We start from the raw sequence: 21335 nt of genomic DNA on the forward strand, positions 1-21335 counted from the left end.
CGCATTCATCCAGCAGCAGCGAGAGACATTTCAGCCTTCAGCGAATGGCCACGCGAGGCGGCCACGATCGTGTCGACATCGAGGATGAGCGCCACCCGACCGTCGCCAAGAATGGTCGCCGCAGCGATGCCCGGCACGTGGGTGTAGTTGGCCTCAAGGCTCTTGATGACGACCTGGCGCTGGCCCTGGATGGCGTCGACCATCAGTGCGCGCTGGCCGCCACCTTCGGATTCCACCAGAAGTGCGACGCCTTCGACCGGGTTTGCCTGGCTGGCGCGGAAGTTGAGGATGCGACCGACGTCGACCAGCGGGCAGAAGGAGTTGCGGATCGATATCAGCCGCTGGTTGGAGCCGAACGAATGGATTGCGGCGGCTTCCGGCTGCAAGGTCTCGACGATCGCCGTCAGCGGCACCACCAGCGTCTGGTTGGCGACCGTGACCACCATGCCGTCAAGCACGGCGAGCGTCAGCGGCAGGCTCATGGTGAAGACCGAGCCGTGGCCGGGCTTCGAGGAGATGTTGATGCGGCCGCCGAGCGCCTGGATCGAGCGCTTGACCACGTCCATGCCGACGCCGCGGCCGGAGATGTCGGAGATCTTGTCGGCGGTGGAGAAGCCGGCGTGGAAGATCAGGTTGTCGATCTCCTCGTCGGAGAGATTGGCATCGGCGGCGATCAGATCGTTGTCGATCGCCTTCTGGCGCACCTTCTCGCGGTTGATGCCGGCGCCGTCGTCGGCAAGCTCGATGACGATGCGGCCCGACCGGTGCTTGGCCGTCAGGCGCACGGTGCCTTCGGCGCTCTTGCCGGCGGCGAGACGCTTCTCCGGCGTTTCGAGGCCGTGATCGACGGCGTTGCGGATCATGTGCGTCAGCGGTTCGGCCAGCTTGTCGATGACCGTCTTGTCGACTTCGGTGTTTTCGCCTTCGGTGATGAGACGGACAGACTTGCCGGTCATGTCGGCGATTTCGCGAACGATGCGCGACATGCGCTGGAACACCGGCTTTACCGGCTGCGCGCGGATCGCCATCACCGAGTCCTGGATCTCGCGGGTGAGCTGCTGCAGCTCCTCGAGGCCCATGTTGATCGACGAGGTGCCGTTGGCGTCGTTTTCGACCACGCTCTGCGACAGCATCGCCTGGTTGATCACCAGTTCGCCGACGAGGTTGATCAGGCGGTCGACGCGATCGAGATCGACGCGGATGGTCGGTGTCGCGGCGGATGCGGCTGCCTGCTGCGCGGCTGCGGATTGCGCCGCGGCACTGGCGGCGGCACCGGCCGACTTTTCAACAGGCGCACGGGCGGTCGACTGGGCCATCTGCAGCACGTTGCTGGCCGTGCCGGCGGCAGAGACGGCCGCATCGCGGATCGCCTGCCGGGCTGCCAGCTGCTCTTCTTCCTCGATCACGCCGACCGAAACAGCCGGCTCGTCGTCGAGGATCGAGAGGTCGAACGGCACCGGCTGCATCGGCAGCTCTTCGCTCGGAGCGGCTGTGTCATCGGAGACCAGCAAAATCTCGAGGTCGCAATCCCACTCGGCGAATTCGAACACGGTGCGGATCGCGTCCTCGCCCTTGTCCGTCTTCAACGAGATCTTCCAGGAGAAGTAGGCGGATTCCGGATTTAGGCGATCGAGCGCCGGAAGCGCGTCCATGTCGCAATGGATGCTCATCTCGCCAAGGCGGGAAAGGTCGCGCAGAAGCAGCGTTGCCTCGTTGCCCTTGGCGTAGAGATCGGATCTCGGCTTGAAGACGATCTCGTAGGTCGGCATCTCCATCAGCGCCGGCTCGTCTGCCTCGAAATCGTCGAAGGAGAACGCGACGGGCTGGAAGCCTTCGTCGTTGGCGACGGGTGCCGTTACAACCGGGGCGGCCTTGGTGACCGGCTCGGCAGCGGCCGACGCCTGCGGTACCTCGCCGTTGGCAAGCGCCTCGAGTTCCTTGATCAACTGGCGGCTGCGCGCCTCGTCGACGCTACCGCCATCGCGGGCAGCGTTCGTCAGGTCGGCGAGCACGTCGGCCGACTTCAGCATCACCTTCAGAACCTCAGGACCGGGGTCGAGCCTGTTGGAACGAACGCAATCAAGTGTCGTCTCGAACACGTGGGCGAAGGAGACGAGGTCGTCGAGCCCGAAAGCGCCGGCGCCACCCTTGATCGAGTGCACCGCGCGAAACACCGCATTGACCGTTTCCGGATCGCGGTCGCCGTCATTGAGCTTCAGCAGACCCGATTCCAGTTCGGCGAGTTGTTCCTCGCATTCCTGGAAGAAGATCTCTTTGATTTCGTTCATATCCATTGGAGGCTATCCTCGGACTTCAGGCCGTTACGCGCTCGATTGCATCAATCAGTTTGGTCGGGTCGAACGGCTTGACGATCCAGCCGGTAGCTCCGGCCTGACGGGCGCGGTTCTTCTTTTCGGCGTCGCTTTCCGTGGTCAGGACCAGGATCGGGATAGCGCGGTAACGGTCGTTCTTGCGCACGCCTTCAATGAAGCCGAAGCCGTCGAGACGCGGCATGTTGATGTCGGTGACGATGACATCCGGATTGGCTTCTTCGAGAACCTCGAGGCCCTCGACGCCGTCCTCTGCCTGGATCGTTTCGAAACCGGCATTGTTCAGCGTGACCAGAAGCATGTTTCGGATCGTCCGGGAGTCGTCGACTGTCAGAACTCGCTTTTTCATTCTTCAAATCTCCTTTGCCATCAGGTGATCGATATCGACCCCGATGAGCTGTGTCGTTTTCTCGAAAGCGTCCGACACCTTGCTGAAGGTGAAAGACAAATGATCCTCTTCCCAAGTCTTGGCGCCGGCCATCAGCACCTGGACGCAGAGCGTTCCAACCCGCTCGACCGCCGAGGCGTCGATCGTGAGATCGCTGCCCTTCAGGCCCAAAAGCTTCTCATGCAGCGCTGTCGCTTCGTTCAGGTCCAACACCGGAGCGAGGCTGAGCGTCTTCTGAGCGGTCTTTTTGCTGGCCATTCCTGTTTTCCTCGACTGCTAACTCTTGAGTGCCCTTGAGATCAGCGTTGCCAACCGGCGAACTGACGTTGCGGACCGTCGTCGAACAATGGCGCCGCCATTTCATCGTCGGCCATCGCCGCAGGAGCCACGAGGCCGCGTCCCTGGCTGGCGGCCGGTGTTGGTGAGGCCGCGTGGCGGCGTTCAACGCGGAACCTGCGGATCGTCTCGCCGAGCTCGACGATGACATTGTGCAGGTCGTCGGAAGACCGGACCGTCTCGCCCGCCATCGCGGCACTTGCCTGCACGGCCTGCGAAATCGCACCGATGTCAGAGGCAACGCCCTTGAGATCGCCGACCTGTTGTTCAGCCTCACGGGCGATACCGGAGACGGCGGCATTGATCGATGTGACCTGCTGGACGATGCTGCTGATCGCATCCTGAGTGCGACCGACGATCTCGACGCCGGTCTCGACCTGCGCCTTGGTGCCCGTCACCAGCTGCTTGATTTCACGTGCCGCTTCGCCGGAGCGCTGCGCCAGCGCGCGCACTTCCTGGGCGACGACGGCAAAGCCGCGGCCGCTGTCGCCTGCCCTTGCAGCCTCGATGCCGGCATTCAGCGCCAACAGGTTGGTCTGGAAGGCGATCTCGTCGATGACGCCGATGATCTGGCCGATCTTTTCGGCCGACGCTTCGATGTCGGCCATGGCGGAGATTGCCTGGCCGGCAATCTCGCCGCTGCGCTCGACAGCAACCCTTGTCTCGGTGGCTTTGATCTCGGTGGCGCTGATGCGGCTCGAGCCCGTCGCCATGCGTTCGGTCATGTCGGCAAGCGCTGCGAGCTGACCCGAGAGGGCATCGGCTTCAGCCGCCGCCTTGTCGGAAAAACCGGCCGCTCCGTCGCGCAGACGGCCAATGAAAGTCTCCGCCGCCTGACCGCGCTGATCGGCGGACTGCAGGCTCTGCTGGATCGTGTCGAGTGCCGCGTTCAAGCTGGCGACGATCGGCTGGTAGGCATCCGGCGCGCTCTCGGACAGGCGCACGCCCAGGTCGCCGTCGTTCAAGCCTTTGGCGAAGTCGCCGAATAGGGTCGTTACCGCCTGCTCGTCGGCACTGTGCTGGTCGGCGAGCTGGCGCTGATGCTGCTGGCGAAGGGCGTTGAAGCGGAGCGAGACGCCGATCTCGGTGTCGACGAAAACGGTACGGACTAGTGCCGCAACCAGATCGCACAGTTCCTTGCGACGTCCCCTGCCCATCGGCAGGAAGGACTTCGGCCAGGCCTCTTCGATGAGGCCGACCAACAAGTGTTCCAGCACGACGGCGTGGCTTGCCATCTGCCAGCGCGGATCGAGGCCCATGCGGTTCGATGTGTCGGCAAGCACCTTGACGCGCTCGGCATAGAGGCCGTCAAAGCGGGCATCGGTCAGCACGTTCCAGTGCGAAGACTGGATGTCCTGCAGGCGATCGAGCTGCCGGTCGTTGTCGAAATGGCGGGCTGCGTCGGGATAGCTCTGCAGGCGCTGGAAGAGATCGCGAAGGGCTGCGTCGATGCGAGGGGAAAGTTTCTGCCTGGTGTCGCGGACGCGGGAACAACTCTCGTCGTCGAGCCCGGCAAAGCGCAAGCGCTCCAGCAGACTGCCTGCCTGGCCCTTCCTTGCCTGTTCTGACGATGCTTCCTGCCTCAACGCTAAATCCCCGGCTTTGCATGCTTGGAATTTGCCTGGGGAGTATCCGGACGGTCCACGGTCCACCGGACGTGCACGCCACATCAATGAGATCAGCCCCCGCCGCTTGGGCGTCTGCTATCGTCCATCCCGCAAGTAAATTCGGTGAAGAATCGATACCGGACCGGAACCGGTACGGCGGGGCGGCATCATGCCTTGAGGAGACTGTGAATTTTCCCATTCCGACGTGTGGGACAATGTTTATGGTTAATTCCTTGCTTGAAGGTTAACGGTCGATGGCCTGTAACCGGAATCACTAAAATTCGCCGGGTGTTTCCTGGCGCTGTTTTTGCGGCGCAGCAATGCCGCACTATTGACCCCGAATTTCAACAGGTTTTCACTCACAAGAGTTTAGAATTGTACTTCTACTTGCGCTCGCGTATCGAAGCGAACGTGAAGTGGGCGCAGATCGCGCGGAAGAAACCTTTGCAGCAAGCAAAGCGACATCATGACGATGCGCTGACGGGAAACGAACAATGATTGTTCTTGGAATTGGCGCCGCTCTCACAGCAATCCTGACAATGATGGCCGTATCCATCGTGCTCAATCTCGAGCATAACCGCTCGACGAACCGCAGCTCGGTTTTCTAAGCGAAAAAACGAACGCCATCGTCGTCAACCGCGCACTTCATGCGGCACCGTTACTCTCCTATATTTCACCGTTACTGGTTGCCATTGGCCTGTTGCACATGGCTTTTCGTTAGCGACCGCCAGTTTTCTGCATAGTGCACAAAGCTCTCAGGCACGGGGCCGGCGAAGGCCTGCACGCCGGTCCGCACGTGGCGGCCGTCGACAAGACTTGCAGCCCCGAGGCTGGTGCCGGTCACGTTGTGGCTGTCGGCAAGGACCGGGCGCCCCGTTGCCGCCTGAAGCATGCGCAAATAGGCGGCGTTTGCAGCGAACGGTCCCTCGACCACGATATCCCCTCGCGCCCCGATGAGATCGAGGCATGTCGCCGTCATCAATGCCAGATGGAAAGAAACGGCGGCGACCCTGCCGGCCGGCGTCAGCTTCTCCTCGTCCACCGTCCAGCGCGCCTTGGCGGATGGGAAAGGTCCGGAGCCTTCGGGAAGCGAAGGCAACAGCATGTGCCCTGCCGCAATGACGGCCTCCTCGTCTTCAAACGCGGTGGGCGTCGTGCCGTCGCCGAGCAGCAGCGAGAAGGCACGACCGCCCATGAAACGCGCCGAGGGAACCGGGTCGCCGAGAGCGTTGACGTTGATCAGTGTGTCGCGATGTTCATCGAGCGTCACTTTGGCGGCGCCAACCGCCAGCATCACGACCCAGGTGCCGGTCGACACCACGGAAAACGGCGTCGTTCGGGTCAGCAGATGCGGCAGCAACGACGCGTTGGAATCGTGGATGCCGCAGTAGATAGGCGTACCCGCGGGAATGCCGGTGGCGAGGCAAAGCTCGGGCAGCAGCTTGCCGACGATATCGTCTGCCTTGCGGACGGGCGCAAACAGGTGCCGCCAGCCCTGGCCTTCCACCAGCGTCGAGAAGGCGCCTTCCGTCGGGTTCCAGAGGTCGGTGTGGCAACCGAGCGAGGTCAGTTCGTTGACGCGCACGCCGGTCAGCCGGAAGGTCCAGTATTGCGCATAGGTCAGGATCGTTGCGATCCTGGCGAAGGCGTCGGGAAAGGTCTGCTGCTGCCAGAACAGCTGCGCGCCGACATTCAGGCCCATAGGCAGGCGCGCGGAGCCGGTTTCGGCAAAAGGCGGACGAACGGCCTCATAGGCTTCCGACAGGGTATCCGGCCCGACGAATTCATAGTCCAGCACCGGCAAGGCAAGGTCGCCGGCCTCGTCGAGGACAACCGCGGTTGCGCCGTGGGTGGTGATCGAGATCGCTTGCAAGGGATGCTCGGCCTGGAGCGCCGTCAGGCTATCGAGCACGAAGGCCCAGAGACGCTCGACATCGAAATGCGGATAGGGCTCGCCCGCGACGACACGGTTTGCGGTCTTGCGCACGGCAACCTCTTCGAAGCGATCGAGATCAACCGCTGCGACCTTGGCATTGGTCTTGCCGATGTCAATGACGCCCACGATCCGCATCGGGTCAGCTCATGTGAAAAACGGTTTTGAGCGGTACGGCGACCGGATCGTTATCCTCGCGGGTTTCCATGATGTCGGCCATATGAGCCCACCACTTCCGCATCACCGGATGGGAGGGCAGATCGGCCATGCCGTGGTCGTCCGCTCGCCAGAGGACGCCGAAGAGCAGATCGTTCTCCTCGTCGAGATGGATGGAGTAGTCCGAAATACCGGCCTCCTTCAACAGGGTCACCAGCTCCGGCCAGATGGCATCGTGACGTGCGGTATATTCGGCGGCCATTCCCGGATTGAGCCGCATACGGAAGGCGTATTTTTCCATGGAAACCTCAGTGGGCAAGACGGCGGCGGGCGCGTCGCCACAGGATGGGCAGGGCGATCACCGAGATCAACAGCAAACCGATGAAGATCGACATGACGATGCCCGGCACGTTCAGGAGCCCGAAGCCGAAGGTGACCATGCCCATGATCAGGGCCGCAAGCACGACCCCCGGTATGGTACCGGAGCCACCGAGAATGCTGACGCCGCCAAGCACCACCATGGTCACGACTTCCAGCTCCCAACCAAGCGCGATCGACGGTCGGGTGGAGCCGAGGCGCGAGGTCAGGCAGATCGAGGCAAGCCCCGCCATCAGGCCGGTGAGCAGAAACAGCGTGAACTTCACGCGGCCGACGCGGATACCGGAGAACAGCGCGGCCGTCTGGTTGTTGCCGATCGCGTAGACGGCGCGGCCGAAATTGGTCTTGTGCAGCACGACGCCATAGATCACGGCCAGGACGACAAAGAGCGTGAACTCGAACGAGAACACCCACCAGACATAGCCCTGCCCGAACCAGGAGAAGCTTCCGGGATAGCCGGTGAAGGCCTGATCGCCAAGGATGATGAAGGAGAGGCCACGAAACAGGCTCATCGTACCGATAGTGACGACAATCGACGGCAGGCCGAGACCGGTGATCAGCAGGCCGTTGACGACGCCGCAGGCGAGCCCGACCGAAAGTCCGACAACCACCAGCGCCGGCGTGTCGAAGCCGAGCTGGACGGCATAACCCATCGCCGTCGAGGCGAGCGCGATGATCGAGGCGACCGAGAGATCGATCTCGCCTGAAATGATCACCAGCGCCATGGCGAAGGCGATCATCGCCTTTTCGGTGAAGTTGAAGGTGGCGTCGGACAGGTTCCACGGGTCGAGGAAATAGGGTGAGGCCAGCGAATTGCCGATGAAGATGAGGCAGGCGACGACGAACAGCAGGCTTTCCCAACTCTTCAGCAGGCGCGCGCCGCGCCCTTCGAGGCGATCGGGAATGTTGCGGGGGGAGAGATGCGTTTCTGCCATCAGACAGCCTCCGCCTTTTTGAGGATGACGCGTCCCTTGCGCCGTTCGGCACGCGCATTGACGGCAACGGCCGTTATGATGACCATGCCGGAAATCGCCATCTGGGCAAAGGGCGAGATGTTGATGACCGGCAGAGCGTTCTTGATCACACCGAGGAACAGCGCGCCGAGCACCGCTCCCGGCACCGAACCGATGCCACCGGCGATCGAGATGCCGCCGATGACGCAGGCGGCGATGATGTCGAGTTCGAAGCCGGCGGCAATATCGACATAGGCAACGGCATAGCGCGACACCCAGAGATAGCCGGACAGCCCGGCAAGCGTCCCCGAGAGGCAATAGGCAAAGAAGCGCGTCCGGCCGACGTCGATGCCGGTATAGACAGCCGCATGCGGATTGCCGCCGACGGCGAAGAAGGCCCGCCCGAGCGGCGTGCGGCTTATCACCAGGAAGATCGCCGCGACCGTGACGACCGAGAGCCAGGACAGCACGGGAATGCCGGCAAGATCAGTGCGCGGAAAGCTCTTGAAGGCATCGCTCATCTGGTGGGCATTGATCCACTTGCCGTTGGTCAAGAGGAAGATCAGGCCGCGATAGATCGTCAGCGTGCCGAGAGTGACAACGATCGGCGGGATGTCGAGTTTCCAGACCAGGGCCCCATTGATCATCCCGAGCACCGCGCCGAGCGCTATGGCCGACAGGAGGATGACGGGGATCGGCAGGCCGGGGAACGCGGCGTTCAGCATTGCCGCGACCATGCCGGAAAGCGCCAGGTTTGCCGCCATGGACAGATCGATGCAGCGCGTCAGGATCACGGCCATCTGGCCGAGCGCCAGGATGATGAGGATCGAGGTGTCGTTGTAGACGCGTGCCAGATTGGTCGGCGCAATGAAGGGCGGGAAGCGCCAGGCGATCAGGACGACCAGCACCAGGATCGCGCCGACAAGCAGCAGTTCACGGTTTTTCAGGAGCTTGGCCATCATGCGGCCTCCGCAATGCCGGCGGCGGCACGCACCAGCTTTTCCGCCGTCAATTCTTCCCGCTCGAAGCGGCCGACAATGCGGCCCTCGCGCATGACGATGACGCGATCCGACATGCCCATGATTTCGGGGATTTCCGATGAGACCATGATGACGCTGAGGCCCTGTGCGGCAAGCTCACTCATGAAGGCGTGCACCGCGGCCTTGGAGCCGATGTCGATGCCCTTGGTCGGTTCATCAAGAATGATCACCTTCGGCTTGGTCGCCAGCCATTTGGCGATGACCACCTTCTGCTGGTTGCCGCCCGAAAGCGTGCCGACGTCCTGATCGAGGGAGGCGGCCCGCAGATCGAGCCTAGACGTATATTCCCGCGCAAGCGCGAACTCGTTGGCAAGTTTGAGGAAGCCGGAGCGCGAGGTGCGCGACAGCGACGGCAGCGTCACGTTCTGGAAGATCGGCAAGCCGATGATCGCGCCCTGACGCCCACGCTCCTCTGGCACATAGACGATACCGCTCCTGATCGCCTCGGACGGATTGCGGATCACCAGGATTTCGCCATCCAGCCTGATGGCACCTGCCGACGGGCGGGTGATGCCGATCAGCGACTGCATGAATTCGGAGCGGCCCGCGCCGATCAGCCCATAGAAGCCAAGAATTTCGCCACGTCTCAGTTCAAAGTTAATGTCCTCGAACTCGGTCGGGTGACGGTAGCCGGAGACTGTCAGAACGGGGTCGCCGATGGCTACGTCCTTCTTCGGATAGACGGAGCCGACGGCGCGGCCGACCATCATGCGCACGAGATCGTCCTGACTGACATCGGCGATCAGCCCCTCGCCGACCATCGTTCCGTCGCGAAACACGGTGTAGCGATCGGCGATGCGGAAGATCTCATCGAATTTGTGGCTAATGAAGAGGATCGCCTTGCCGTCGGCCTTCAGCCGTTCGACGAGCGCGTAGAGTTCGTGAATTTCCTTGTGCGACAGCGCCGCCGTCGGTTCGTCCATGATCACGACGCGGGCATCGACCGACAGAGCCCGGGCGATCGCCACCAGATGTTTCTTGGCAATGCCGAGATCGCGCAGCCGGATCGTCGGATCGAAATCAGCGCCGGCGCGATGCAAGAGCGCACGTGCATCCGCATTGAGCTTATTCCAGTCGATCAGGCCGAAACGGTTGCGCGGGGCATGGCCGAGGAAGATGTTTTCAGCGACGGACAGTTCGTCGAACAGAACCGTTTCCTGATGGATGGCGGTTACGCCTGCCCTTGCAGCAGAAAGCGCGGTCGGGAAGGCGGTTTCCGCATCCGCAACGCGGATGCTGCCTCCATCAGGCTGATAGATGCCCGTCAATATCTTGACGAGGGTCGACTTCCCCGCACCGTTCTCACCGACGAGTGCCGTCACGGAGCCCGGATAGAGCGACAGCGAAACGTCGGACAATGCCTTGACGCCGGGAAAGGACTTGGAGATGCCTTCAAGCGCAATGGCGGGCTTCATCCGCGATGTGATCGTATCCTGCAACACATTCCATCCGCCTGATTTGTGGGCCTGACATCCAAGGCGCCACGTCTGCAAAATTGCCCCTCACCCTAACCCTCTCCTCGCTCGCGGGGAGAGGGGACCCGTTGGCGTGTCGCCGCTTACGCCGACGCCCATTAGGAGCGGAGCATCGCCGCATGTTTCCCTTCTCCCCGTCAAACGGGGAGAAGGTGGCCGGCAGGCCGGGTGAGAGGTAACCGCCCCTCGCCGATCAGAAGATCTTTGCGAACTCTTCGACGTTCGAGGCGTCGTAGACGAACGGGTCGGCCATGGCGCCTTCGTTGTTGTCGTCGAGCTTCACAGCGCCCATGCGGCCCATCTTCAATTCCGCGCCGGGCTTGGCTTCGGCACCGTTGACGAGATCATAGGCGATCATCGTTGCGGAATAGCCGAGATCGATCGGGTTCCAGATCGCGAAGGACTTGGATGCGCCCGACTTCACGTGACCGGCCATCTCCGAGGGAAGGCCGAGGCCCGTGACATTGATCTGGCCGATCTTGCCGGCATCGGTGACGGCCTGTGCCGCAGCAACGATACCGACCGAGGTCGGCGCGATGATCGCCTTCAGGTTGGGATAGGACTGAATGAGCCCTTGCGTTTCGCGGTAAGACTTGTCGGCAAGGTCATCGCCGTAGACGGTCGCGACGACATTGATGCCCTTGTAGTTGCCCTGAACCTTCTTCATTTCCTCGATCCAGGTGTTCTGGTTCGTGGCTGTCGCCGAAGCCGAGAGCACGGCGACATCGCCGCCATCCGGCAGGTTGTCGGCGGCGAGCTTGATGATCATGTTGCCGATCAATGGATTTGACGACGGGTTGAGGTGCATCTGGCGGCCGTCCTTGGCGACCCCGGAATCCCAGGAGATCACCTTGATGCCACGATCCATCGCCTTCTTCAGCGCCGGAACGAGAGCATCGGTGTCGTTGGCGGAAACAGCGATGGCATCGACCTTCTGGGCGATCAGCGAGTTGATCACCTCGATCTGGCCTTCAGCGGTCGTCGTCGTTGGACCGGTGTAGATCACCTCGACGTCGCCCAGTTCCTTTGCGGCTTCCTGCGCGCCCTTGTTGGCAGCCTCGAAGAAGCCGATGCCGAGCGCCTTGACGACCAGGGCGATCTTCTTGTTTTCCGCATGTGCGGCATTGGCCATCAGCGCCAACGACACGGCGGCCGTGACCATCAATGATTTCAGGATCTTCATTTCCACTCCTCCCATGGACCGGAACGCGATCGGGATGACCGCATCGTCCGGTACTAACCTTCTCGAATTCGCAACCGGCCCGGTCTTTTCCGACCGGTGCCGATCCTTCCCCTCCCCTCGGCCGTCTCAAGCGGTCGAGGATGCATTCTCCGCGTCAGCGCCGGACCTGGCGTTGGCGATCACCAATCGCACGCCGGCATTTTCGAGCATCGCAGCATGCCTGTCCTCGATGCCCGAATCCGTGATCACAGTGGCGATCCGCTTCAATCCGCACAGGATGAGGCTGGAGCGCTTGTGAAATTTCGACGAGTCGACGAGCACGACGAGCTCGTCGGCCTGATCGATCAGTTTCTGCTCGGCCTGGATCAGCAGCGGATCCGCCTCCATCAGACCGAGCGGACCAAGCCCCTGGGCGCCCATGAACATGCGGCGCGCATAGAAATTGCGCGTCACGTCATTGTCGAACGGACTGAGGATGATGTTCTGCTCGCGGTAGATCGTGCCGCCCGACAGCATCACCGTGTTTTTCGAGTGCTTGAGCAGATGCTCGGCGATCGGAAACGAGTTGGTGAAGACCTGCATCCGGCGATTGGTGAGAAAGTGCACCATCTGGAAGGTCGTCGTGCCGCCATTGATGATGATCGGCTCGCCATCTTCGCACAGCGCCACCGCCTCCTTGGCGATCGCCTGCTTCTCCCGCGCATGCAGGCTTTCATTGACCTTGAAGGGTCGCCCGGCCAGCCCGACGAACTGCGGCGGATTGATCGCTTCCGCCCCGCCGCGCACGCGCCGCAACCGCTTCTGCACGTGGAGCGCCGCGATATCGCGCCGGATCGTCGCCTCGGAACTGTCGGTCAGATCGACCAGTTCCGGCACCGTGACCACGGGCTTTTCCTGAACCGCCGACAGAATGATCCGATGTCTTTCTTTCTCGTGCATTCGCTCCTCCGATAATTTGCATGCTTCCATCACGACCAAACATTGTCAATCACAATCAATCATATTTTTTCATTGTGCAGTGCGACATGCGCGAATTTGATCGTTTTTGATTGACAATGACTCTCGGGCCATGTGATCTGATGCCAACCACATCTCCACGCGGCCGCCAAGCCGCGTGGCAACGGACCGGGAGGATTTTCGAGATGCTCGACAAGCAACAGGGCGCGCGGCTTGCCAATCTATGGGATGAGACGAAGGCGGCCGGCATGAGCGAGGCCGAACGTCTTCTCTATCGTTCGAACCTGCTCGGCTCCGACAAGCGCATCACCAACTACGGCGGCGGCAATACCTCGGCCAAGGTGATGGAGAAGGACCCGCTCGGCGGCGGCACGGTCGAAGTCCTCTGGGTCAAGGGCTCTGGCGGCGACGTCGGCACGATCAAGATGGACGGCTTCGCCACGCTTTGCATGGACAAGCTGAATGCCCTGAAAGGCATCTATCGCGGCGTCGCCTTCGAAGACGAGATGGTCGGCTATCTTCCGCATTGCACGTTCAACCTCAACCCGCGCGCCGCCTCGATCGACACGCCGCTGCACGCCTATGTTCCGAAAAAGCACGTCGATCACATGCATCCCGATGCGATCATCGCGATAGCGGCCTCCAAAAACAGCAGGGAATTGACGGCAAAAATCTTCGGCAACGACATCGGCTGGCTGCCCTGGAAGCGCCCGGGCTACGAACTCGGCCTCTGGCTGGAAAAGTTCTGCCTGGAGAATCCGTCCGCCCGCGGCGTCGTGCTTGAAAGCCATGGCCTCTTCACCTGGGGCGACACGGCCAGAGAAGCTTACGAGACCACCGTCGAAATCATCAACAAGGCGATCGCCTGGTTCGAGACGGAAAACACCAGGCCGGCCTTCGGCGGCGTGGCCAAGCCGACGCTCGATGCGAGCGACCGGGTGGCGATTGCCAAACGGTTGATGCCGGTCATCCGCGGCCTGATCAGCGCCGACGAGCGCAAGGTCGGACATTTCGACGACAGCCAGGCGGTGCTCGACTTCGTGACCGCCAAGGATCTCAAGCCGCTGGCAGCGCTCGGCACCAGCTGCCCGGATCATTTCCTCAGAACCAAGATCTGCCCGCTTGTCGTCGATTTCGATCCTGCCGCTGCAGACATCGAAAAGACCCTTGCCGGGCTTGCCGACGCAATCGCTGCCTATCGCGCCGATTACGCCGCCTACTACGAGCGCTGCAAACATGCAGACAGCCCCGCCATGCGCGATCCGAACGCGGTCGTCTACTTGGTGCCCGGCGTCGGCATGATCACCTTTGCCAAGGACAAGGCGACGGCGCGCATCTCCGGCGAATTCTACGTCAACGCCATCAATGTCATGCGCGGCGCATCCGGCGTCTCGACCTATGTCGGCCTGCCGGAACAGGAAGCCTTCGACATCGAATACTGGCTGCTCGAGGAAGCCAAGCTTCAGCGCATGCCGAAGCCAAAAAGCCTTGCGGGACGCATCGCGCTGGTGACTGGCGGCGCCGGCGGCATCGGCAAGGCAACGGCACACCGGCTGATGCAGGAAGGTGCCTGCGTCGTCATCGCCGATATCGACGAAACGGCGCTTGCTAGCGCCGAAAGCGAGCTTGCGGCCCGCCACGGCAAGGATTTCGTGCGTTCGCTCAGCATGAACGTGACCAGCGAGGCGGCGGTAGAAGGTGGCTTCGGCGATACGCTTTTAGCCTTCGGCGGTCTCGACATCCTGGTGTCGAATGCCGGCCTTGCCTCCTCCGCCGCGGTCGAGGATACGACGCTGGCGCTCTGGAACAAGAACATGGACATCCTTGCGACGGGCTACTTCCTCGTCTCGCGCGAGGCCTTCCGGGTCTTCCGCAACCAGAAGGCCGGCGGCAACGTCGTCTTCGTTGCTTCCAAAAATGGTCTTGCCGCGTCGCCCGGCGCATCGGCCTACTGCACCGCAAAGGCAGCCGAGATCCACCTCGCCCGTTGCCTGGCGCTCGAGGGCGCGTCCGCCCAGATCCGCGTCAACGTCGTCAACCCGGACGCCGTGCTGCGCGGCTCGAAAATCTGGACCGGCGAGTGGAAAGAGCAGCGCGCCGCCGCCTACAAGATGGATGTCGACGACCTCGAGGCGCACTACCGCGAACGCTCGATGCTGAAGCTCAGCGTCTTCCCGGAGGATATCGCCGAGGCGATCTACTTCCTCGCCTCGGACATGTCGGCGAAATCGACCGGCAACATCGTCAATGTCGACGCGGGCAATGCCCAGTCGTTCACCCGCTGATCCGGAGATTTTGATGAGCACCACCATGATCGGCAAGACCATCCTTGACGCAGAGAACGAGCGCCGCGAGGCGGCACTTCGCCAGGACTATGAAAGCCTTGGCGAAAGGCTGGCGCGCCGCGGCATCGACGTCGACGCCATCAAGCGCAAGGTTGCGGCCTATGGCGTCGCAGTCCCCTCCTGGGGGGTCGGCACCGGCGGCACCCGCTTTGCCCGCTTCCCCGGCAAGGGCGAGCCGCGCAATATCTTCGACAAGCTGGAGGATTGCGCCGTCATCCAGCAGCTGACACGGGCAACGCCCAACGTCTCGCTGCACATCCCGTGGGACAAGGTCAGCGATCTCCAGGAACTGAAGCAGAAAGGTGCCGCCCTCGGCCTCGGCTTCGACGCGATGAACTCGAACACCTTCTCGGATGCGCCCGGACAGGCACATTCCTACAAGTTCGGATCGTTGTCGCACAGCGACGCGGCCACGCGCGCCCAAGCGGTCGAGCACAATCTCGAATGCATCGACATCGGCCGACAGCTCGGCTCGAAGGCACTGACGGTCTGGGTCGGAGACGGCTCCAACTTTCCCGGCCAGAGCAACTTCACCAGATCGTTCGAGCGTTATCTCGATGCGATGAAAGCGGTCTATGCCGCACTGCCCGAGGACTGGCGCGTCTTCACCGAACACAAGATGTTCGAGCCGGCCTTCTATTCGACCGTGGTGCAGGACTGGGGCACCAACTACCTGATCGCCCAGGAACTTGGACCCAAGGCCTTCTGCCTGGTCGACCTTGGCCACCACGCGCCGAACGTCAACATCGAGATGATCGTCGCCCGGCTGATCCAGTTCAGGAAACTCGGTGGTTTCCACTTCAACGATTCGAAATATGGCGACGACGACCTCGATACCGGCTCGATCGACCCCTATCGCCTGTTCCTCGTCTTCAATGAACTCGTCGATGCCGAGACGCGGGGTGCCAAAGGCTTCGATCCGGCCCATATGCTCGACCAGAGCCACAATGTCACCGATCCGATCGAAAGCCTGATGACGAGCGCGATGGAGGTCTGCCGCGCCTATGCACAGGCCCTCATCGTCGACCGCACAGCGCTCGACAGCTTCCAGCAGGACAATGATGCACTGATGGCGGCGGAAACGCTGAAGACCGCGTTTCGCACCGACGTCGAGCCGATCCTGGCGATGGCGCGCTTCGAAAGCGGCGGGGCGATTGCGCCGGTTGCGACCTATCGGGCGAGCGGCTATCGCGCCAAGGTGGCCGGCGAGCGGCCGGCCGTTGCCGGCGGTGGCGGCGGCATCGTCTGAGATCCACTCCCCCATCCCACAATCTAAATGCCGGGCAGCGATTGCTGCCCGGCATTTTCACGCACGATTGATATCGTCTCGCGGATCGGCTCCGATCTCGTAGGCGGATCATAAAGCGAGCGTGACCGCGGCCTTTTGTGCGCCCTGTTTGACGGACGGCGCCGGATTGTCCCGCACAAATGCTTCGCATTCCTGCTAAAAATCATCGCGCGATGAAATTGCCCCCTATCTGATTTGAAATCCTGGTCTATCTTTCCCTTCTAGGTCCAACGGAAAGGGAACCATTCATGGGTATCGAAAGCATTCTCGTATTCCTGATTGTCGGAGCGATCGCCGGCTGGCTTGCCGGCTTGATCGTCAAGGGGTTCGGCTTCGGCCTGATCGGCAACATGGTCGTGGGCATCATCGGCGCCTTCATCGCCGGCTTCCTCTTTCCCGCCATCGGTATCAGCCTTGGATCGGGCGTGCTTTCGGCGATCCTGCACGCGACGATCGGCGCAGTGATCCTGCTGGTGCTGATCCGCATCGTCAAACAGGCGTGACGAACCACCGCCACGCGACCATACCGCATGGCTCGCCGACCCGGCGGGCCGTGCCAGTCCAACGGAAGGAAATCACCATGAGCGAGCCGAACTCCGACAATATCGAAACGGCGCTGAAGGCGTTCATGGCCGACCATCCCGGCAAGCTCACACGCGAGCAGGCGATCGCGGCGATCCTCGAAAACTGGTTCACGACCCATGGCTACCTGCCGCCGCAGCAGGAAGGCAGACGCCCGGAAGACCTTGACGCCTCCAACGACGATTGAGGCATTCCTGCCGGCGGCAGCACCCTTGGCGCTCGACGCCTCTCCAAGCGTTCGTCCGCTCGACTTTTTTTCATGAAGCCATTTCCAGAGCCTGAAGACCCACCATGAGCCTTACATCCGTCAAACAGTTCTTCTCGCAGCACGCCCCCGACATCGACGTCATCGAACTCGAGCAGAGCACGGCAACAGTGGCACTTGCCGCCGAGGGCCATGGCGTCGAACCGGCACAGATCGCCAAGACATTGGCGCTCCGCGTCGGCGACGACGTGATCCTCATCGTCACGCGCGGTGACGCGCGGCTCGACAACAAGAAATACAAAGCCCGCTTCGGCACCAAGGCCCGCATGCTCGGCTTCGACGAGGTCGAGGCGGAGACCGGTCATCCAGTCGGCGGCGTCTGCCCGTTCGGCCTTGCCAAGCCCCACAGCATCTATTGCGACCTGTCGCTGAAAGCCTACGACATCGTCGTTCCTGCCGCTGGCGCCACCAATGCCGCCGTTCACATCAATCCGCAGCGTATCGTCGAATTGACCGGCGCCGAATGGATCGACGTTTCGGAAACGTAATCCGTGCCTTGGAATGGCCACAAAGCTTAACTGAAACCGCAGGCGCACTCCGGCAGTGATTTGCCGGGCGCGGCCCTTTCCAGAATCAGGAGTCCGTCGAGCATGAAGATAGTCGCGTACCCGCTCATCTTCGCCGCCACATTTTCCCCGGCGCTGGCGATGGATCAGTCCCTGGTGCGCCAGTTCGAAAAGCTTGACCCGCAGACCCGCCTGGAACAGCGCTGCGACACCGAGGCGATGGAGCGCATCAACGCCGACAAGACGACCTTCAAGCCCGACAAGGTGATCGCCTACACCTTCGCCGAACCGGTCATGAAGGAAGACAAGATGAAGGCGCCGGGCGCGGTTTTCCGCAGCAAGGGGGAATGGTACAAGCTAAAATTCAAGTGCCGCACCGACGCGGAGCACCTGGGCATCCTGTCCTTCGAATATAAGATCGGCGATCTCGTGCCGCGCGAGAACTGGGACGAGTTCTACCTCTATCCCTGACAGACCGGACCGCGGGTGCGCGCAAACGCCCGAGCTTTTCGCCGTCACCAGAAATGTCGCGCAAAAATGTGCAGCGCTTTCGCGATGACATGCGAAAGAACAAGAGCTTGAAGCGCGACAAGCGGATCCTGGAAATCGCGACGCGCTTTAGAGAACGGCCATCAGAAACAGCAGCGAGCCAAGCGACAGCGCTGCCATGATGCTCATCAGCATCTTCATCATGTGATCTGCCATTTCGTACACCCTTGCCTCTACTCCCTCAGGAATGAACGAATTCGTCTGCTTTTGGGGCGCGGCATGCCCGGTATATTCCAAGCTCGAAACGCCTGACTGACACGATCCCACCAGATCGGTGCACAATCTGCCAACAGTGTTTCAGGTTGCGCCGACATGGTTAACAATTGGTTAATCTCATTGTCTGCGGTGTTGGGTGGATAGGTGGCGCGGCGCCCTTCGGGCCCATGCGGAATACCAGCCGCATGGCGGGATGGCGGCGACAGAGCCAGGTGAAAAAATCGCCGCTTGGCTGAATAAGGTGGCGGCAGGGTATCGGAAGCAGCTTGCATCAGAGCGCAGTCACAGACCGCGCCCTAGCCCTTGTAAGGGCGTCAGCGCTAAGATTACGGCTTCTTCGGCTCCGGCTTTGCATCGGCAAGGGGAAGCAGCCACCCCTGCCCCGATATGCTCTTGCCAGTGTGACCGTGCCCTAGAGACCCGCCACATTCGGTTGGAGGAGGCGGCGAGGTTCGACGTGGCTACCATCTGCGACACGCACCATTGCTGACTTCAAAAAGGAAGTGAGCAGAAGGAAGAACGGAAACTTCCAGAACGCTGAAAAGACCTGCCTAGACGCGGCAAGCGACCGACTAAATCAAGAGGCTAAAAATCAAAGGAAACCATGCAATTATGAATGGTGCCCGGAGGCGGATTTGAACCACCGACACGCGGATTTTCAATCCGCTGCTCTACCAACTGAGCTATCCGGGCATCCTGCCGTTGCGGGCAGCGGCTCCTCTCGGAGCCCTCGGGGCGTTGTCTGTGCCCCGGAAGCGAGCGGGGTTATAACATCTTGTTCGGCGGTGTCCAGCACCAAATGAAAGTTTTTTGGCAGGAATTTCAAAGTTAGTGGAAAAAGCCAAAAAACCGTGGATATTCAGGCAGATCGCGGTCAGCGATCGTCGTCGTCCGCTTTCGCCTCGTCGTCTGCGACGGGAATGGCGTAGGAGCCCGAGAGCCAGCGGTTGAGGTCGACATTGCGGCAGCGGTCCGAGCAGAAGGGATAGTGCTCGCGGTGCGATGGGCGGCCGCATTCGGGGCAAGGACGCGGGGCGCGCAGAGGTGCTACGTTCGAGCCGCTTTTCTTGTCTTCGTCAGTCACTGCCTTCAGCCTTCCAGCCAGCGATTGTGAACGTCGTAGCCTTCACCGACCAGCAGGCCGACCGTCTCGTAGAGCGGCAGGCCGACGACGTTGCTGTAGGAGCCGACGAGCTTGACCACAAAGCTGCCGGCAATGCCCTGGATGCCATAGGCGCCTGCCTTGCCGCGCCATTGGCCGGAGGCAAGATAGCTCTCGATGTCAAAACCGGAAAGGCGCTTGAAGCGGACCTTGGTGTCGACCACCTTCTGGCGCAACGTCTTGTCGGGTGTGATCAGGCAAACACCGGTATAGACGCGGTGGCTGCGGCCCGACAAAAGATGCAGGGCGCTCGAGGCTTCGCTGACGAGTTCCGGCTTCGGCAGGATGCGCCGACCGACGCAGACGACGGTGTCGGCCGCCAGAATATAGCTGCCATCCCAACCGGCTTCACCCTTGATTGCAGCCAGCGCCGCCTTGGCCTTTTCAGCCGAGAGACGACGCGCCAGCGAGCGCGGATGCTCGGAGCGCTTCGGCGTTTCGTCGAGATCCATCGGCATCAGGCGCGCAGGCTCGATACCTGCCTGGGCCAAAAGCTCGACGCGACGCGGCGAACCGGACGCCAGTATCAGTTTTTGAGCCGTTGTCATCGGAACGCGCCGTCACCCCAGAAATATGATGAAGCCACCTGTCGGGCGGTTTACTTGAAGCGGTAGGTGATGCGACCCTTGGTCAGGTCATAGGGCGTCATTTCGACGAGCACCTTGTCGCCGGCCAGAACGCGGATACGGTTCTTGCGCATGCGGCCTGCGGTGTGGGCAATAATTTCATGTTCATTTTCGAGCTTCACGCGGAAGGTCGCATTGGGAAGCAATTCCGTGACCACGCCCGGGAATTCGAGGACTTCTTCTTTCGCCATGTAGGACTGTTCTTTCTGTGTTTGTTCGGGGATACGACACGCATCCCGAAAAATTCGCCGGAAACTACACAATCGACGAGGATTTGTGAACCGCTTTGCGCCGGCTTTTCAGCTTTTGTACTGCCTTATACCAACCTGCGCTGATATTGATCGATTGCGCCGGAGCGATTTTGGTTTCCGGCAAGGAGAAAACCGCAACCGGACCCGAGCAGTCCGGTGAGGATTGTCGACGCTGTCGGAGACCAAAAGCGCCCGGCCCTTCGGGTGGGCCGTCTGTCGGCCGCCGGCAGCGTCGCAATCCTCGACCGATGCCCAGGCATCGCTCTCAGATATGCTCCTTGCCGGAGGACCGCATACGGTCGCACGCAATAGGTCAATATCAGCGCAGGTTGGTATTAAGCTTTTTCGCCCGCGGGCGCTACTACCAGACGGCGATTAATCAGAGTGGCAAGGTGATCGCGAACGGCGCGATAGGCATCGACAATCTGTTCGCGCGTGCCGGTGGCAACCGTCGGGTCAGGTGTCGGCCAATAGACCACGTCGACGGCCATGGAGCGAGTCAATTCCAGCGCCATGTGATGGGCCTCGGGCGCCAGCGTGACGATGAGGTCGAAATAGTCGTCCTCGAGCTCGTCCAGGGTGCGCGGCTGATGCCGCCCGATCGACAGGCCGATCTCGTCGAGCACGACATCGACGAAGGGATCGCGCTCACCGTGGCGCACGCCGGCGGAGGTGACATAGGTTCCCGCCGGCAGGGCGGCCTTGGCGAGTGCCTCGGCCATCGGCGAGCGGATTGCGTTCATGCCGCACATGAAGAGAACGGAACGGGGCCTTGTCGGTTGAGGCGTCGCGGTTGCCGTCATCCCGGT

At 61.6% G+C, this 21335-nt stretch carries 22 protein-coding genes and 1 tRNA gene; 7 read left to right on the plus strand and 16 right to left on the minus strand.

What is annotated here, in order from left to right:
- Nucleotides 1–5: 5 nt before the first annotated feature.
- From ASD03_RS04000 to ASD03_RS04015, 4 genes are read right to left on the minus strand one after another with little or no spacing between them, the layout of a single operon-like run.
- Nucleotides 6–2294: a chemotaxis protein CheA gene (locus tag ASD03_RS04000; RefSeq protein ID WP_025425898.1), complete on the minus strand. Its 2289-nt coding sequence runs from the start codon at nt 2292–2294 to the stop codon at nt 6–8.
- Between the two features lie 19 nt (nt 2295–2313).
- Complete coding sequence (locus ASD03_RS04005; protein WP_025425897.1) at nt 2314–2679, minus strand: response regulator; 366 nt, start codon at nt 2677–2679, stop codon at nt 2314–2316.
- A 3-nt stretch (nt 2680–2682) separates the two neighbouring features.
- Complete coding sequence (locus ASD03_RS04010) at nt 2683–2976, minus strand: STAS domain-containing protein (RefSeq protein ID WP_025425896.1); 294 nt, start codon at nt 2974–2976, stop codon at nt 2683–2685.
- 41 nt (nt 2977–3017) lie between these two features.
- Nucleotides 3018–4640, minus strand: a complete 1623-nt coding sequence (locus ASD03_RS04015; RefSeq protein ID WP_025425895.1) for a globin-coupled sensor protein — start codon at nt 4638–4640, stop codon at nt 3018–3020.
- 258 nt (nt 4641–4898) lie between these two features.
- On the opposite strand from ASD03_RS04015, the gene ASD03_RS40125 reads away from it, so the two are divergent.
- Nucleotides 4899–5159: a hypothetical protein gene (locus ASD03_RS40125; protein WP_146160866.1), complete on the plus strand. Its 261-nt coding sequence runs from the start codon at nt 4899–4901 to the stop codon at nt 5157–5159.
- A gap of 181 nt (nt 5160–5340) precedes the next feature.
- Here the strand turns inward: ASD03_RS40125 and ASD03_RS04025 are convergent, their stop codons facing one another.
- The 7 genes from ASD03_RS04025 to ASD03_RS04055 all read right to left on the minus strand — a co-directional run bounded on the left by ASD03_RS04025 (nt 5341) and on the right by ASD03_RS04055 (nt 12718).
- Nucleotides 5341–6732, minus strand: a complete 1392-nt coding sequence (locus ASD03_RS04025; RefSeq protein ID WP_025425893.1) for an FGGY-family carbohydrate kinase — start codon at nt 6730–6732, stop codon at nt 5341–5343.
- A gap of 4 nt (nt 6733–6736) precedes the next feature.
- Entirely contained in the window at nt 6737–7051 is a 315-nt protein-coding gene (rhaM, locus tag ASD03_RS04030) for an L-rhamnose mutarotase (RefSeq protein WP_025425892.1), read from the minus strand.
- 7 nt (nt 7052–7058) lie between these two features.
- Nucleotides 7059–8063, minus strand: a complete 1005-nt coding sequence (locus ASD03_RS04035) for an ABC transporter permease (RefSeq protein WP_025425891.1) — start codon at nt 8061–8063, stop codon at nt 7059–7061.
- The gene (locus ASD03_RS04040; protein WP_025425890.1) at nt 8063–9043 is read right to left on the minus strand and encodes an ABC transporter permease; all 981 of its coding nucleotides are present in this window, start codon (nt 9041–9043) and stop codon (nt 8063–8065) included. Before ASD03_RS04040 ends, ASD03_RS04035 begins: the two co-directional genes overlap by 1 nt.
- Complete coding sequence (locus tag ASD03_RS04045) at nt 9040–10536, minus strand: sugar ABC transporter ATP-binding protein (RefSeq protein WP_025425889.1); 1497 nt, start codon at nt 10534–10536, stop codon at nt 9040–9042. The genes ASD03_RS04040 and ASD03_RS04045 overlap by 4 nt, the downstream gene beginning before the upstream one ends.
- Before the next feature lie 253 nt (nt 10537–10789).
- Nucleotides 10790–11779, minus strand: coding sequence for a rhamnose ABC transporter substrate-binding protein (rhaS, locus tag ASD03_RS04050; protein WP_025425888.1), 990 nt, complete (start codon nt 11777–11779; stop codon nt 10790–10792).
- A gap of 126 nt (nt 11780–11905) precedes the next feature.
- Nucleotides 11906–12718 carry a DeoR/GlpR family DNA-binding transcription regulator gene (locus tag ASD03_RS04055; RefSeq protein WP_025425887.1) on the minus strand — a complete coding sequence of 271 codons (813 nt, stop codon included), beginning with the start codon at nt 12716–12718 and terminating at the stop codon, nt 11906–11908.
- Between the two features lie 203 nt (nt 12719–12921).
- On the opposite strand from ASD03_RS04055, the gene ASD03_RS04060 reads away from it, so the two are divergent.
- The 6 genes from ASD03_RS04060 (at nt 12922) to ASD03_RS04085 (ending at nt 18193) form a co-directional block, all read left to right on the plus strand.
- Complete coding sequence (locus tag ASD03_RS04060) at nt 12922–15021, plus strand: bifunctional rhamnulose-1-phosphate aldolase/short-chain dehydrogenase (RefSeq protein ID WP_025425886.1); 2100 nt, start codon at nt 12922–12924, stop codon at nt 15019–15021.
- A gap of 13 nt (nt 15022–15034) precedes the next feature.
- Complete coding sequence (rhaI, locus tag ASD03_RS04065) at nt 15035–16330, plus strand: L-rhamnose catabolism isomerase (protein ID WP_025425885.1); 1296 nt, start codon at nt 15035–15037, stop codon at nt 16328–16330.
- Between the two features lie 287 nt (nt 16331–16617).
- Nucleotides 16618–16872, plus strand: a complete 255-nt coding sequence (locus ASD03_RS04070; protein WP_025425884.1) for a GlsB/YeaQ/YmgE family stress response membrane protein — start codon at nt 16618–16620, stop codon at nt 16870–16872.
- Between the two features lie 77 nt (nt 16873–16949).
- On the plus strand, nt 16950–17138 hold the full coding sequence (locus tag ASD03_RS04075) for a hypothetical protein (protein ID WP_025425883.1): 189 nt from the start codon (nt 16950–16952) through the stop codon (nt 17136–17138).
- 104 nt (nt 17139–17242) lie between these two features.
- Entirely contained in the window at nt 17243–17704 is a 462-nt protein-coding gene (locus ASD03_RS04080) for a YbaK/EbsC family protein (RefSeq protein ID WP_025425882.1), read from the plus strand.
- A 102-nt stretch (nt 17705–17806) separates the two neighbouring features.
- The gene (locus tag ASD03_RS04085; RefSeq protein ID WP_025425881.1) at nt 17807–18193 is read left to right on the plus strand and encodes a DUF930 domain-containing protein; all 387 of its coding nucleotides are present in this window, start codon (nt 17807–17809) and stop codon (nt 18191–18193) included.
- A gap of 911 nt (nt 18194–19104) precedes the next feature.
- Here ASD03_RS04085 and ASD03_RS04090 read toward each other — a convergent pair.
- The 5 genes from ASD03_RS04090 to ASD03_RS04110 all read right to left on the minus strand — a co-directional run bounded on the left by ASD03_RS04090 (nt 19105) and on the right by ASD03_RS04110 (nt 21329).
- A tRNA-Phe gene (locus ASD03_RS04090) sits at nt 19105–19180 on the minus strand.
- A 181-nt stretch (nt 19181–19361) separates the two neighbouring features.
- Nucleotides 19362–19571, minus strand: a complete 210-nt coding sequence (gene yacG / locus ASD03_RS04095) for a DNA gyrase inhibitor YacG (RefSeq protein ID WP_025425879.1) — start codon at nt 19569–19571, stop codon at nt 19362–19364.
- Nucleotides 19572–19576: 5 nt separating this feature from the next.
- Nucleotides 19577–20197, minus strand: coding sequence for a Maf-like protein (locus ASD03_RS04100; RefSeq protein WP_025425878.1), 621 nt, complete (start codon nt 20195–20197; stop codon nt 19577–19579).
- Between the two features lie 50 nt (nt 20198–20247).
- On the minus strand, nt 20248–20466 hold the full coding sequence (gene infA / locus ASD03_RS04105; protein WP_004435948.1) for a translation initiation factor IF-1: 219 nt from the start codon (nt 20464–20466) through the stop codon (nt 20248–20250).
- Between the two features lie 395 nt (nt 20467–20861).
- Nucleotides 20862–21329, minus strand: coding sequence for a low molecular weight phosphatase family protein (locus ASD03_RS04110; RefSeq protein ID WP_025425877.1), 468 nt, complete (start codon nt 21327–21329; stop codon nt 20862–20864).
- Nucleotides 21330–21335: the final 6 nt, after the last annotated feature.

The sequence above is a fragment of the Ensifer sp. Root127 genome (assembly GCF_001425225.1).
Lineage (GTDB): Bacteria > Pseudomonadota > Alphaproteobacteria > Rhizobiales > Rhizobiaceae > Ensifer > Ensifer canadensis.

Excerpts from the sequence above, each read along its gene's own strand:
- ASD03_RS04000 (WP_025425898.1), bottom strand. The coding sequence starts at position 2,294 with ATGGATATGAACGAAATCAAAGAGATCTTCTTCCAGGAATGCGAGGAA.
- ASD03_RS04005 (WP_025425897.1), bottom strand. The coding sequence starts at position 2,679 with ATGAAAAAGCGAGTTCTGACAGTCGACGACTCCCGGACGATCCGAAAC.
- ASD03_RS04010 (WP_025425896.1), bottom strand. The coding sequence starts at position 2,976 with ATGGCCAGCAAAAAGACCGCTCAGAAGACGCTCAGCCTCGCTCCGGTG.
- ASD03_RS04025 (WP_025425893.1), bottom strand. The coding sequence starts at position 6,732 with ATGCGGATCGTGGGCGTCATTGACATCGGCAAGACCAATGCCAAGGTC.
- rhaM (WP_025425892.1), bottom strand. The coding sequence starts at position 7,051 with ATGGAAAAATACGCCTTCCGTATGCGGCTCAATCCGGGAATGGCCGCC.
- ASD03_RS04035 (WP_025425891.1), bottom strand. The coding sequence starts at position 8,063 with ATGGCAGAAACGCATCTCTCCCCCCGCAACATTCCCGATCGCCTCGAA.
- ASD03_RS04040 (WP_025425890.1), bottom strand. The coding sequence starts at position 9,043 with ATGATGGCCAAGCTCCTGAAAAACCGTGAACTGCTGCTTGTCGGCGCG.
- ASD03_RS04045 (WP_025425889.1), bottom strand. The coding sequence starts at position 10,536 with ATGAAGCCCGCCATTGCGCTTGAAGGCATCTCCAAGTCCTTTCCCGGC.
- rhaS (WP_025425888.1), bottom strand. The coding sequence starts at position 11,779 with ATGAAGATCCTGAAATCATTGATGGTCACGGCCGCCGTGTCGTTGGCG.
- ASD03_RS04055 (WP_025425887.1), bottom strand. The coding sequence starts at position 12,718 with ATGCACGAGAAAGAAAGACATCGGATCATTCTGTCGGCGGTTCAGGAA.
- ASD03_RS04060 (WP_025425886.1), top strand. The coding sequence starts at position 12,922 with ATGCTCGACAAGCAACAGGGCGCGCGGCTTGCCAATCTATGGGATGAG.
- rhaI (WP_025425885.1), top strand. The coding sequence starts at position 15,035 with ATGAGCACCACCATGATCGGCAAGACCATCCTTGACGCAGAGAACGAG.
- ASD03_RS04070 (WP_025425884.1), top strand. The coding sequence starts at position 16,618 with ATGGGTATCGAAAGCATTCTCGTATTCCTGATTGTCGGAGCGATCGCC.
- ASD03_RS04075 (WP_025425883.1), top strand. The coding sequence starts at position 16,950 with ATGAGCGAGCCGAACTCCGACAATATCGAAACGGCGCTGAAGGCGTTC.
- ASD03_RS04080 (WP_025425882.1), top strand. The coding sequence starts at position 17,243 with ATGAGCCTTACATCCGTCAAACAGTTCTTCTCGCAGCACGCCCCCGAC.
- ASD03_RS04085 (WP_025425881.1), top strand. The coding sequence starts at position 17,807 with ATGAAGATAGTCGCGTACCCGCTCATCTTCGCCGCCACATTTTCCCCG.
- ASD03_RS04100 (WP_025425878.1), bottom strand. The coding sequence starts at position 20,197 with ATGACAACGGCTCAAAAACTGATACTGGCGTCCGGTTCGCCGCGTCGC.
- infA (WP_004435948.1), bottom strand. The coding sequence starts at position 20,466 with ATGGCGAAAGAAGAAGTCCTCGAATTCCCGGGCGTGGTCACGGAATTG.
- ASD03_RS04110 (WP_025425877.1), bottom strand. The coding sequence starts at position 21,329 with ATGACGGCAACCGCGACGCCTCAACCGACAAGGCCCCGTTCCGTTCTC.